This window comes from Pedobacter psychrotolerans, assembly GCF_004340665.1.
GTDB lineage: Bacteria > Bacteroidota > Bacteroidia > Sphingobacteriales > Sphingobacteriaceae > Pedobacter > Pedobacter psychrotolerans.
The window spans coordinates 1-13,337 of record NZ_SLWO01000008.1 but is presented as its reverse complement, the minus strand read 5'-3'; the positions used below and the strand labels follow the sequence as shown (position 1 = coordinate 13,337).

13 protein-coding genes and 1 pseudogene are annotated in these 13,337 nt (G+C 35.9%); 3 read left to right on the top strand and 11 right to left on the bottom strand.

The window, feature by feature from the left end:
- Positions 1-60 precede the first annotated feature (60 nt).
- Entirely contained in the window at positions 61-1,107 is a 1,047-nt protein-coding gene (locus EV200_RS18310) for a DNA topoisomerase IB (protein WP_132535284.1), read from the bottom strand.
- Between the two features lie 89 nt (positions 1,108-1,196).
- Between EV200_RS18310 and fmt the strand changes: the two genes are divergently transcribed.
- The gene (gene fmt / locus EV200_RS18305) at positions 1,197-2,105 is read left to right on the top strand and encodes a methionyl-tRNA formyltransferase (protein ID WP_132535282.1); all 909 of its coding nucleotides are present in this window, start codon (positions 1,197-1,199) and stop codon (positions 2,103-2,105) included.
- A gap of 114 nt (positions 2,106-2,219) precedes the next feature.
- Here the strand turns inward: fmt and EV200_RS18300 are convergent, their stop codons facing one another.
- The 4 genes from EV200_RS18300 to EV200_RS18285 all read right to left on the bottom strand — a co-directional run bounded on the left by EV200_RS18300 (position 2,220) and on the right by EV200_RS18285 (position 6,218).
- Positions 2,220-2,690, bottom strand: coding sequence for a hypothetical protein (locus EV200_RS18300; protein ID WP_132535280.1), 471 nt, complete (start codon positions 2,688-2,690; stop codon positions 2,220-2,222).
- Positions 2,687-3,865, bottom strand: coding sequence for a hypothetical protein (locus EV200_RS18295; protein WP_132535278.1), 1,179 nt, complete (start codon positions 3,863-3,865; stop codon positions 2,687-2,689). Before EV200_RS18295 ends, EV200_RS18300 begins: the two co-directional genes overlap by 4 nt.
- Before the next feature lie 481 nt (positions 3,866-4,346).
- Positions 4,347-5,186 carry an aminotransferase class IV gene (locus tag EV200_RS18290; protein ID WP_132535276.1) on the bottom strand — a complete coding sequence of 280 codons (840 nt, stop codon included), beginning with the start codon at positions 5,184-5,186 and terminating at the stop codon, positions 4,347-4,349.
- Positions 5,187-5,189: 3 nt separating this feature from the next.
- Positions 5,190-6,218, bottom strand: a complete 1,029-nt coding sequence (locus EV200_RS18285; protein WP_132535274.1) for an RluA family pseudouridine synthase — start codon at positions 6,216-6,218, stop codon at positions 5,190-5,192.
- A gap of 101 nt (positions 6,219-6,319) precedes the next feature.
- Here EV200_RS18285 and EV200_RS18280 point away from each other — a divergent pair, with 101 nt between their 5' ends.
- Entirely contained in the window at positions 6,320-7,345 is a 1,026-nt protein-coding gene (locus EV200_RS18280) for a DUF6588 family protein (RefSeq protein ID WP_132535272.1), read from the top strand.
- Positions 7,346-7,408: 63 nt separating this feature from the next.
- Positions 7,409-8,287, top strand: coding sequence for a 1-aminocyclopropane-1-carboxylate deaminase/D-cysteine desulfhydrase (locus EV200_RS18275; RefSeq protein WP_165877971.1), 879 nt, complete (start codon positions 7,409-7,411; stop codon positions 8,285-8,287).
- 38 nt (positions 8,288-8,325) lie between these two features.
- Here EV200_RS18275 and EV200_RS18270 read toward each other — a convergent pair whose 3' ends face one another.
- From EV200_RS18270 to EV200_RS21810, 6 genes and pseudogenes are all read right to left on the bottom strand, one after another.
- Positions 8,326-9,837: a glycoside hydrolase family 32 protein gene (locus EV200_RS18270; protein WP_132535270.1), complete on the bottom strand. Its 1,512-nt coding sequence runs from the start codon at positions 9,835-9,837 to the stop codon at positions 8,326-8,328.
- Between the two features lie 571 nt (positions 9,838-10,408).
- Positions 10,409-10,891 carry a hypothetical protein gene (locus EV200_RS18265; protein ID WP_132535268.1) on the bottom strand — a complete coding sequence of 161 codons (483 nt, stop codon included), beginning with the start codon at positions 10,889-10,891 and terminating at the stop codon, positions 10,409-10,411.
- A 377-nt stretch (positions 10,892-11,268) separates the two neighbouring features.
- The gene (locus EV200_RS18260; RefSeq protein ID WP_132535266.1) at positions 11,269-11,631 is read right to left on the bottom strand and encodes a hypothetical protein; all 363 of its coding nucleotides are present in this window, start codon (positions 11,629-11,631) and stop codon (positions 11,269-11,271) included.
- A 333-nt stretch (positions 11,632-11,964) separates the two neighbouring features.
- A complete protein-coding gene (locus EV200_RS18255) occupies positions 11,965-12,315 on the bottom strand; it encodes a hypothetical protein (RefSeq protein ID WP_132535264.1) in 351 nt (116 codons plus the stop codon).
- Between the two features lie 229 nt (positions 12,316-12,544).
- Positions 12,545-13,033, bottom strand: coding sequence for an SMI1/KNR4 family protein (locus tag EV200_RS18250; protein ID WP_132535262.1), 489 nt, complete (start codon positions 13,031-13,033; stop codon positions 12,545-12,547).
- Positions 13,034-13,150: 117 nt separating this feature from the next.
- Positions 13,151-13,337: pseudogene (locus EV200_RS21810) on the bottom strand (REP-associated tyrosine transposase); the annotation flags it as partial.

Genomic DNA, 13,337 nt, shown 5'->3' with positions numbered 1-13,337 from the left:
CGCCGCTGATTTTGCCTTTTTTCAATTTAGTAAGTTCAGACTATTAATAAAATTGAGCTTTTACTTGCTACCAGTTGCTTTTAGGAATGAAAGCAATACTTTTTCATCATGCTCAAGTCCTAATTTACCGACCGTTTTATTGTTATTCATTTTTTTCATATACCTCACCAGCTCATTATTTTCATAAGCTGTAATCAATAGCGGATATACATATGAGCTTTTACAAACCGCTCTGGTATTGCCTAATTTTTTAGCTACGCAATCCAAAACATTAATCACCGTTTTCTTCGTATTTAATTCTACATTAACATCTACTGAGCATTTTGCAAACTGGCGAAGGGCTTCTAATGTACCGCCCCAGGTCCTGAAATCTTTTGCCGTGAAATCATTCTGAGTGATTTCTCTGATGTAGTTATTGATTTTACCAGAATCTATACCCCGGTGTTCTTTACCATCTGTGTAATATTGAAAAAGGTCTTGCCCAGGTATATCACGACATTTTTTAACCAGCTTGGCTAAACTTCTATCGTTTAATACCAAGGTTTGCCTCACCCCTTTTTTACCAATAAAATCAATATTAATTTTGCTGCCTTCAATTTTAACATGCTTATCCCGTAAGGTACTTAAACCAAATGAGCCATACAGTTGCTTATAATTCTCATTACCCACCCTTATTAACGACTTTTGCAGAACATCAACCGAAATGGCAAGCACTTTTCGCTCATCCAGTTCCTTACGCTTAAGGTCTTTTACAATCTGTTTCCGAGCTTCGGGCAATACTTTCCCAAATTCATAAAGTCTGTAATATTTATCTTCTGAACGTCGGCTTGTCCACTTAGTATGGTAACGATATTGTTTTCTGCCTGCAGCATCAATACCCGTTACCTGCAAATAGGCATTAGGTTTATTGGCAATCCATACGTTTTGCCAGGCTGGTGGAATAACGAGCGCTTTGATCCGGTCGAGGTGACGTTCTTCAGTAATTTTATTTCCCTTTTTATCTTCGTAATAAAATTTATCGGGTTTGCCTTTTCGGTAAATGCCAGACATGGCATCGGTTACATAAACTAATCCGCTCGCTTTTACAACATCTTCGCCTTGTACCATTTTTACTTATCAGGATGAATTAATTTTTTAGTTATTTTGTAAAACTTAAGGTGACTGATCACATTATTTTAGAACACAACACAAACGGTATGAAAATAGTTTTTATGGGTACGCCCGATTTTGCAGTTGCTTCTCTTGATGCCTTGGTTCAGGCCAATTTCGACATTGTTGCAGTGGTAACGGCTCCGGATAAACCTGCCGGACGTGGGCAAAAAATTAATGAAAGTGCAGTAAAAAAATATGCAGTAGAAAAATCCATCCCGGTACTACAACCAGAAAAACTTAAAAATCCTGAATTTTTGGCTGCACTAAAATCATATCAAGCCGATTTACAAGTGGTAGTTGCTTTTAGAATGCTTCCGGAAGTGGTTTGGAATATGCCACCCAAAGGAACCATTAACCTTCATGGCTCTTTGTTACCCCAATACAGAGGCGCAGCACCGATTAATCATGCCATCATCAATGGCGAGAAAGAAAGTGGTGTAACTACCTTCTTTTTAACACATGAAATTGATACTGGTGATATTATTTTGAGTGATAGCACCCCAATTGGTGATGATGAAACTGCCGGAGAATTGCATGATAAATTAATGGTAATCGGCGCCAATTTGTTGGTAAAAACCGTTACCGCTATCTCGAATGGAGATTTTACCGAGCAACCACAGCCACAAAGCGATGAATTAAAACATGCTCCAAAAATATTTAAAGACGATTGTAAGATCGACTGGAATAATTCTTCCGCACTGATTCATAATCTCATCAGAGGGTTGAGTCCTTATCCCACGGCTTTCACCCTATTAAATGATAAAACATTAAAAATTTTTAAAGCAGAGCCCGAAGAAAAAGAACCAGGAATTGCTACAGGTGGCTTTTTAACGGACGGCAAAACTTATTTAAAATTCGCAACAAAAGATGGTTTTATTAAGCTACTGGATATTCAGTTTGAAGGGAAGAAACGCATGCTGATTGAGGATTTTTTAAGGGGAATGAGATTGTAGAAAATACTACAATGATATAAAACTATGATGGAATAACTATCTAATTTTGAAATCTCCTATAGCATCATCAGTTCGATTTAGTATCAATCTTAGATTTTAGCACCCATTGCAACATTAAATGGTTCTTTCCCGAAATTTAATAATAGTGAATTTACCTTCCTTATTATCTTTCATTTCTATTAAAAAATTATGCCCTGTAGATCTTAAAATAAATTCAATCGATATAATACCATTTTCATTCTTTAATAACGGAATTTCCACAAGTGGAATAGGTTTAAAGATGTCCATGTTTTTCATAATTTCTGATGGCAATGTCCCGTTCGGCAAGAGGATACATTTTTTCCCGTTAACTATAATGTTTACGTTTGTTGATAAACCCTTTGGAACGATTAATTTCAGTGGCTGATTAAAATAATCTTTAGGAAGATCAGCTGTTTTTAATATATGATTTAATGTGCTATTTATTATGGCTACTGAATCTCGAACATCTAGATTATTGTTTTTATCAATGCTAGAACACGAAGCGAATAATCCTATAGTAACGAAAGCGCTCCAGATAAAAGTTAATTGGATTAATTTTTTCATTTCTTATAAAGTCTAAATCTATAATTAAAAGGGGTTATACCATCATCTTCTATTTTTAATCCAAAGGCGGAATTTTCGAAGCCATAACCATATTCATAGCTTCTATCCAAACCATTTGCAGCTCTGGCCTGATGCACGAATTCATGTAAGACAGTTACTGCAAGGAAAAATCCTGTAGCCTGTTTAGTCTCTAACAAATTTGCAGATTCCAAACCTTTAACCCAACTTTCATCGATATTTATAACATTAGGGTTTTCGTTTCGGTCAAAATAACCATATTTTCCTGTTAGTTCTTTAACAACTATAGTTGGCCCATTTCCAAATTTTACTTTTTCAATAATCTGCTCCTTATTGTATCCTGACCATTGGATTAAAGCATTTAAAACCTTTTGATCATTAGCTACAAAACTTTCAAGTTTTTTTATTAGTTCTGAAAACTTAGGGAACTTATTTTGAGTCGCCTTGTCAAGAATAAAATTATTGATATTATTCCCACTACTACCACTCCCTCCACCTTGCTGACCTCCTGTGCTTCCTGAACCAGTATATCCTCCTCCACCAACGGTGCCATTTCCTCCGCCACATCCACTAAAGAATGATGTTCCTTTTTCGTAAATTTTACATTCCATATATCCCTCTACACCAGCACACGCCACCCCATAATCTGTTATTGTACCATTGCAATCGCCCGAAATTTCTCTCTGCAATCTTTCTTTGTCCGTGAACTTATTGAGTTGCCGGGCACTTAATTGATCAAGCTTAGCATTAATATAGGCTGTTTCACTAATAGGTGTTATGCTAGTTATTGCTTTACCTGCTATATAATTCCAGCCGTTAGAAAAGATACCATCGAAATTAAAATACATTACCTTACCTGTCAACTTATCCATATCCTTATAATGCAGTTCGGTTAAATTAATTTGATTACCTTCATTCAGAATAGATACATAAACACCATAATTAATGGTTGGGCTATTTTTATTTTTGAATAGGAGTAATTTAATGATATTCTTATTAATGGATTCTTCCTTAACATCATTAGAAGAATTTACTACCTGAAAAATTTGATCGGGATTTTCCAGATTTAATTCATAAATAGTCTGATCCGCTTGTTCATTAACAAAAACACTTTCCCATTTCGGCTTCATGGTTTTAAAGTGACTTTCTGAATTCATTTTGGAATTTAAAGTATACCATGATTGCAATTCACTTAGCGTCAAAGAAGAAACAGCAGGTGTATCCCTATCCTTTTTGCAAGAATAAATAAGAATACTTATTATGAATAATAAAGATAAAGCCAGGCCATACTGCTTTAAAAAAGAAAATGTGTTCTTCATTTGGTTAATTTAGATTTTAAGAATTAGTAATTATTGGAGAGATGATGCTTCAAAAATACATATTCCATAAAACTAAAAAGAATTAAATAAACAAACAAGTAATACACAACCGTAAAAAAAAATAGATATTTATTCTTAAAAATTTATATCCATTTGTGTATTATATTTAAGATTAAAATATAAAAGTTAATATCTGCTACTAAGAATAAGGAGTAAAAACACAAAAGAATGCTATTTGATCATCAGTCAGCATATTTAGTATTATCTAACGAGAAGAGTCCATACCAGATCCCCACGTTTCACAGAATGTGGCCCAGATTTACAGTAAATTCAGTTTTTCGTTCAGGTATTTAGAAAACTCATTAAAATACCTTTTTCGGCCATAGCCCATAATCCATTGAATGCCTTGCGTGGCATTGGTAATAAAAACTTCTTCGGCTTCTTTTAAAATTTCAGGACTAATCTGCGCTTCAATTAATGGAATATCATTCATTTTGCAAATCTGCATTACGGTGGTACGCATCACGCCGCTAATACAACCTTCATTTAATGCAGGCGTATAGATTTGCTTATCATACACAACAAAAATGTTTGAGCTGATGCTCTCACATAAAAAACCACTTTGATTTAGAATAATGGCTTCATCTAATCGGTTCTGCGTCTTAAATAGACCTGCCATTACATATAGCAAAGCATTTGAGGTTTTGAAATTCGAAAGCTTATTGATGGATTTAGTCATTTCATCAAAAACATCAATGATTAATCCTTTTGTATTCAATTCATAGTCGGTAGCCTTTAATGGAATCCCCTCTAAAACATAGCCAGACTTATTACTTTCTGGCGTGTAAACCCCTGCACCCTGGCGGTAAACGGAAAGCCTGAAACGTACATTCCCATTCCATCTGTTTTTTTTAACCAGGTCTGCAGTTTTCTGCCGAAGAAAATAATCATCCATTAAAACATGACCATCAATTTTCAGTGCTTTCATCCCTGCGGCAAGCCTGTCAGCATGTAAATCTGCAAATTGAAGTTTATGATTGATCATCCGCATGCTTTCAAAAAGCCCATCACCAAATTTAAAACCTCTATTGGAAGTAGTTAAAACAGGAACATCAACGGGATGAAATTCATCATTAAATAAAAGGTACTCTTGAGACATATTTTATGATGCGACGATGTAATTTTCCCATTTTGTTAAAGCAGCTTTAAAATCAGCCGGTAATGGCGATTCAAAGTGCATATATTCTTTTGTTGTTGGATGAATAAAACCCAAACTTTGTGCATGTAGCGCCTGCCTTGGTAATAATTCAAAGCAATTATCTACAAATTGTTTATACTTATTAAACGTGGTTCCTTTTAAAATCTTATCGCCACCATACATCGCATCATTAAACAGCGGATGCCCAATATGTTGCATATGTGCACGAATCTGATGCGTACGCCCCGTTTCCAGTTCACAGCTGATTAAGGTAACATATCCCAGGCGTTTTAAAACCTTATAATGCGTAACAGACCATTTTCCTTTTTCTTCCTCATCATATATATCCATCACCCTCCTGTCTTTCACACTTCTGCCAATATAACCCGTTACGGTTCCATCGTTTTCAATATCGCCCCAAGCCAAAGCAATGTATTTTCTGGTGATGCTGTGGTCAAAAAACTGTCTGGCCAGGTGCGTAATTGATTTTTCATTCTTACTGATCAGCAGTAAACCTGAAGTATCTTTGTCGATTCTGTGCACCAAACCTGGTCGGCCATCATTTCCAGGCAGTTGTGGTAATTGCTCAAAATGGAAAGCCAATGCATTTACCAGGGTTCCGGTATAATTATTAAAGCCAGGGTGTACCACCATTCCAGCTTGTTTATTGACCACCAATAAATCGCTGTCTTCATAAATAATATCCAACGGAATATCTTCCGGATAAATTTCGGTATCGCGTGGCGGGTGTGGCAAAACAATAGAAATCTCATCATGAGGTTTAACCTTATAACTTGGTTTGATCTGTTTCTGGTTTACCAAAACATTGCCGGCATCAATGGCATTCTGAATGCGGTTTCTAGAGGCATTTTCTACACGAACCATTAAAAATTTATCGATGCGCAATAAAGATTGCCCTTTATCTACAATAATTTTAAGGTGTTCATATAATTCCTGCTCTTCCGATTCCTGCAATTCTACCACATTTTCCATCCTGCAAAAATAAACTTTTACCCCCAAGATTATCGAAATGATTTTATAATTAAAAAAACTGGCCTATCTTAGTGATACAAACCATTCTAAACCATCCTACCATGAAAAATCCTTACGTAAAAGTCATCTTGGCTTTCTTGCTATTTGCTATCGCACCTCGGGCAAATGCGCAAAAAGATGTTGGAAACCTATTCGTTTCCGGTCCGGCAGATGCAACCAAACTGATTAACGCTTACTTTGACCCTTTGTATAAAGGTTTAGGTCAAGGCCTGAATGATGGCTGGAGCAACACCGCCAAATCAAAAGGTTTTTTAAAATTTGAAGTCAGGGTTTCCGCATCCGCAGCATTTGTGCCACAATCAGACCGATCTTACGATGTAAACACCTTAGGTTTAAATAATATTAAACCCGCAGCAGGTGCATCATCAATCGGCCCAACTGCTTTCGGTCAAGATCAGGATGGTGGCCGAATGGAAGTTTACACCAGTGATGGCATTCCAACCGGAAAGTTCTTTAGCCTGCCACAAGGTGTTGGTTTCCATGTGGTCCCTTCCCCACAAATTCAGGCAACTTTAGGCCTTCCTAAAAACATTGATATCTCATTAAGGGCGATGCCGAAAATTAAACTGGGTAGCGATTTAGGAAGCATTTCTATGATTGGTGTGGGTGCGAAGATTGAATTATTACCCTTAATCTTAGGAAAAACAGATCAGTTAATCCCAGTAGATATTGCCATTGCCGGAGGTTTCACCCAATACAAATATAACCTCGACTTAAATATTAATAACGAAGCAAATTCCGATCAGCGCATAGATGCCAGATTTAATGGAGTTAATATAGATGCCATCGTTTCAAAGAAAATTATGTTTTTTACACCCTTTGCAAGTGTTGGCTACCAAACTTCTAAAACAAATTTAAAAGCGTTGGGTACATATCGTTTTGAAACCAGTCCTGTAACCACAGCAACCTATGTAGATCCGGTTTCGGTTAACCGAACAGATATTGATGGCATTCGAGCCAGTTTAGGCTTTCAGTTAAAATTTGGATTTTTTAAATTATACGGATCTTATACACAAGCTAAATACAGCATGGTTAATGCTGGTGTAGGGTTTGGCATCGGACAATAAAAGATGCACTAAACATTTAATTAAAAAACACCTGAAATCATCAGGTGTTTTTTAATTTTACATGTGTTCGAAAAAATATATAGTCCGGTTCAAAAAATTGATTTGCATCCGCTCAGCAATTTATATGTAAAAAGGGACGACCTGATTGATCCCTATATTTCAGGTAATAAGTGGCGTAAACTCAAATACATTTTACAAAAAGCAAAAGCAGAACAAAAAAATCACCTGGTTACTTTTGGTGGTGCTTACTCTAATCACCTGGTGGCCACAGCAGCCGCAGCTGCACGTTCTGGTTTACAGGCTACAGCCTTTGTAAGAGGTGAAGAAGTCAAAAATGAAATGCTTTTAATCTGTTCCCTCTATGGAATGAACCTCATTTTTGTAGATAGGGAATCTTATAAAAATAAAGTTGATTTATATAAACAATATTTTGATTCGGATGATAGCACTTACTTTATTGATGAGGGTGGCGCATCAGTAGAAGCGGTTCAAGGTTGTAGTGAAATTATCTTAGAACTCACCGAAACTTACGATCATATTTTTGTGGCTGCTGGCACAGGCACAACAGCCGCAGGTTTATTGAAGGGCATTCAGGATGCTGGTTTAAACACTAAACTCCATGTTGTTCCGGTTTTAAAGGGTGGCAGTTTTATTGCCGATGAAATCGCCAGGTACACCGAAATTTCAAACCATTTAATTTTGCATACCGATTATCATTTTGGTGGCTACGCAAAAACCACACCAGCACTTTTGGCCTTTATCAAAAAATTCACAAAGGAAACAGGGGTGCTGATTGACCCGGTTTACACGGCGAAAATGTTTTATGCCATTCTAGATTTACATCAGCAAAATCAAATCCGACCAACAGATAAAATCCTGGCTATTCATACCGGTGGATTATTAGGTTTGTTGGGAATGAAGGATAAATTTTACTTCCCATAGTGCACTAATGATGTGAGCTCTATCTGCTTTTCGCTAGGTTAATGCTCATCCTTATCAATACTCCAGAGGGAAACACCGATGGATTTATTTTTAGGTTTCTTCTGAATTTTAAGTGTTTCTAGTGGTGTTTCAGGGAAGAAAATATCCGTCATAACGGTCAGTCCATCATCTGCAAAAAGCTCTACTGAAGCCTCATCCAAAATTAAGCTTAGTTTTAGTTGGGTAGTGTTAGCAATTCTTGGAGCCACGTGTTTTGCTGCAAAACCTTTCTCAAAACCTGTTTCGCCTGATTGTCTTCGATCGATGAAATAATTGTTTTTCTTTTCATCATAGCCTATTACCAGTTTTTGACCTTTACTATTGGACAGGATAATGTTTAAGTCTCCCTTATTTTCAAGCGAAACATTAAGCTTAACTTTCCCTTTTAACGGTTTAAAGTTTACCGATAAATCCAATTCATTACTAGCGGATAAAAATTTCTTGCTGTAAACAAGTTTAAGTAATGGGTTAAATTCTTTTACAGGTAAAGATTGTAGAAACAGATCACCATTCTTGTCTATAAGCGTTAATTCTCTCGGAATGGTTGTGGCGCCACGCCAGGCTTTGGTTGGCACTTGATTAGCATACTGCCAGTTATTCATCCAGCCAAGAAAAATTTTCCTGCTGCCGGTATTAGACCAGGTTACACCTGCATAATTATCTGTTCCATAATCAATCCATTTTACTGCTTTTGATTTCGGCACAAAATTCTTTCCATCAAAATTGCCAATAAAATACTGAGTTGCTGAGCCTTTATTTGGTCCGCCAGGGTTAATACTCACCAGAAGTACCCAAAATGTTTTTCCATTGCTTTTAAGGGGGAACAAATCAGGACATTCCCATACCCCACCATGAGCACCCAAATTTGCACCAAATTCACTCTCCCGCTTCCAATCTTTTAAGTTTGGTGAAGAATAAAAAGTAATTCTGTCTTTTGTAGCCAATGTCATCACCCATTTTTTCCCAGCCTCATACCACATCACCTTTGGGTCTCTAAAATCGGTTATTCCAGGGTTAGGCAAGACCGGATTGCCCTTGTACTTTTGCCATGTTGCCCCTTCATCATTACTATAAGCCAGGCTTTGGTATTGATGGCGACCAGTTTTAGCATCTTCCATTTTTTGGTTATGATGCGTAAATATGGCTACCATAGCATTTTTGCCAAAGCCTGCGGTATTGTCCTTATCAATTACCGCACTGCCAGAAAAAATAGCGCCCAAACTATCCGGATAAAGTGCTATTGCCTTCTCTTCCCAATGGAAAAGATCTCGGGTAGTGGCATGGCCCCAATGCATCGGTCCCCAAGTTGTTCCTCCTGGATAATATTGATAAAAAAGATGATATACGCCATTATAATAAACCATCCCATTGGGATCATTCATCCAGTGTGCCTGTGGTGAATAGTGAAATGCTGGTCTATACTTTTCTTCGGTGATTGATTGTGCATCCGATTTCGTTGCACATAATCCAAGGAAGAGCGCCAATATTGGTTTTAAAAATTTAAGTTTCATGAATAGTAATTTTTAATAAAGGAATACCAGCATTTTAAGCCTTAAGCTGACATGCATTTCCATATTATTTACATAATATTAAAATGTTATCGGTTTTTTATCTCCACTGTTATTGTGCAATAGCGTTTCCAAAATCAATTTATTAATAAATATTGAAACGATAAAGTTATGATTAAAACGATACAGAAAAGCATTAGTCTTTTTAATTAAAAAAGGTCATAACTAAAAGCTACGACCAAATATTTTATGTAAACAGGTGTTTTACGATTTCAGTCAGCGGCCAATGATAGCAAATCTAATTTCTGCATTAAACAACCTACCTTTTACTTTCTCTGAGGCTATTTATGCTAGCCCTGAGACACCTTTTTATATCTTTAACCTTATTTTTTCTAGCTGCAAGAGAATTTTTTATACCTGTAAATATCTTATTTCTAGCTCGATGTGACCTTTTTCTATCTTTGGGGATATTCTTTCTGGTTTAGTGAACCCTTTTTGTACCTCCGAACACCAAATTGGTCTTCGGAGGTACTTTTAAATAGCAAAAAATGAGCTTTTTTTTAAAAAAAATGAATTATTGTTCTGGCGCTATAATACTTTTACCACGACCCGGGAAACGTTGTTTCAAATCATCATACATCACCTGCGTACCAGGGATGTCAGAACGGCTGGCACCCTTTATAGAATGATAAATTACCAAAGCAGCTTCATAGGCTTCGCTCCCCACAACCATACCGGTATCTTCTACGGCTCTTAGCAGAATGCTTAGCTGCTGGAAAATACCATAGATATCGGCAGCAAGTTTATTGTCTTTCCTGGCTTCGGCTAAATCGACATAGTTAGGAACCAAAGTTGGGTTTTGCGAGGCATAATCGAGGGTTTTATTTACAAAGGCAAGGGTCTTATCGCCCATTTTAAGTGTCGATTGGCGCTCTTCAGCAGTTAGATTGATCACTAACATCGGCGCTAAAACCGTTTTTAATTGTTGAAATGCTTCTGCAATGGCTGCAGACTGTTCTGTGGTGATTTCAATCGAAATCCTGTTGCTTAAACTCATGGTAAAGTGTTTTTGGTTAAATATTAAGGTTAATTGGTAATCCTGTTAATTTTTTATTCAAAAAATGCGGGATGAATTAACCATTTACCATGGGATAGCTGGTGGGATAATGGTTTTAATTGCGGGACTTTATTCTGATTTAAATATAGGAAATTGACATTAAATAAAATTGTGTTTTTTAAATATTCGGGTAAGCTTTAGAAAGATGTAAATGGCTTTGCTACTTGTCAAAGATTTCCTTTTGCTATACTTTATTAAAGAGACCACTAGAACTATGCTCTCTTTAATAAAAAATCAGTAAGAATTGTTATAATAATATTTACACGCGGCATGCGTGCGCCAGCGAGGGATAAGTTTCTATATAGCGACTAAAATGATTATTGTATAAACTCCAATAAAGAATTAAAAATTTCACGCACATCAATAAGAGGGTATATTTTTACCGTTTCTTCATAATGATCTGCCAAATAAAGTTCAAATGTCGATTCATCTAAAATGGTTCCAATGTACATATCATAGCCCAATTCCTGGCTCCAAACTTTATCATCTTCATCAATAGAATCAAACTGTCCATTCAGTGCTAAATCTATGGCTGATATAAACTCCTCCAATGATGGTTTATATCTTGAATATAAATAGAGGTAATTAGTTAGTTCTATTGAATTTGAGCCTGTTTCAATAACTCCATTAACTTTTTTATTAAAAGAAATTCCGTATTGGTTCATAATTTGAATATTCATGAGACTAAAAATTTTAAGGGTACACAGTTTTCAAAAGAGAGTTCTCTGGATTAGAATTTGGTCCATGATCAATGAGTTCAATACCATGTCAATCACTGGCTGTATCTTTATAAGTAAATGAATACTCATCTTGAGAATTTATATTTACCACATCTGGTTTAGAAATATTAATTTTTGAGTTCACATATGCCATTTCTTCATTTATTCTAGAATAACAATAGGTTTTAGGAAAACAGACATTCTTTCTCTTTACTGTTGCAACTGAGGTTCCATTGCCTATTTACATATTTTGCCCTCACCGGCGCACGCGTGCCACATGACAGTTTAAAAAGCTTAATGTAATAAAAAATCACGCCATGCTAGCGCAATAATTTTAAAATGTTCTAAAGGTATTGTTTGCTCTATTTCTCCATTATATGGATTATGAAAACGGACTGCATCAGAATAAATTGTTGCTAATGCACCTATTCCACCTAAATCAGGATCTATTGGTGGTATATTGCCATTTAAGAAATGTTGTATGGCAGGAATAACATCTTCATCAACTGTGTCTGCTGTTGCGTAGGCAAGGCTAAAAAATGGCTCCATATCGCCACCACCTATAAAGTTTTTTATTTTATATCCGTTAACTTGCTCTATAATCATTTCGATTTTATAAAGCTTTAAGATTTCTTTAGTAGTCATAATAATTTCTTAATGGTGAATTGTTATGTATGAGTTTTCAGGAAAAATAGACCATTTAAAACATTAATCAAGGGTAAAATCGGAAATAACCTGAGAAAAACCAATTTCCCTTTGGTCGGTGGTATTACCGCATCATTTAAAACCAACCAAAGGTAAGTTTGATTTTATATTTCGGAAGTGACACGTGTGTGCAAGCGAGGGATATATTAAATACATCTATATCAAATCATTAGAATGGATTTCTACCTGCTTTTTGCCTATCAATTCTATGATTAATTAATTCGGAAAGAGATTTTACAGAAACTGAATGAATCCAATCCGGGAAATTAACGCCTCCACCAGAATAAAGTCCTTCGTAAACAGGAGGATCTTCGCCCTCATCTAAATAAATAAAAAGAAATTGATCACCTTGATTATAAACATCAACGGCATAAAACGGTCTTGAAATAACTCTGTTTTGAGAAGCCATATGTTCTCTAACATCATTCTGCATTTCTTGTTGGGTATCGAATATTCCAAAATCTAAAACATAGCAAAGCGAGCCCGCTAAGAACAACAGCTCCTTTAATACTTTAGGAAAAGGATTACCATTATTGTAAAGCTGTTCTAAAGTCTCTATTTCTTGTAAAGAAATTGGCTCAATCGTTAATTTATATTCAGTTTCATTTGGAAAGGCGTCAGGATTATCCCTTAAATAGCCTAAATATTGTATTTCCATAAATAACTAAATTATCGTACTAAAGTGTTTTGTTAAGATATCCCTTCTGGTTTAAGTGTTCCAAAGGATCACTTAAACCTTTTTTTAAAGCCAGGTCTCCAGACCGAAATACAACCGCTACATAAACATTATTGGCACTAAACCTTCTCTTTCTTCATAATAATCTACAGCGCTGCTATACTTATAATACTGTGCTTCTGTAACTAAACCAGCGGTAACAGGATTTTCGTGCAGATAATTTAATCTTTGATCAATCATTTCATTTGTACTTAATTCTATAGGGTGGTTGTCCTGTTGCCAAAAC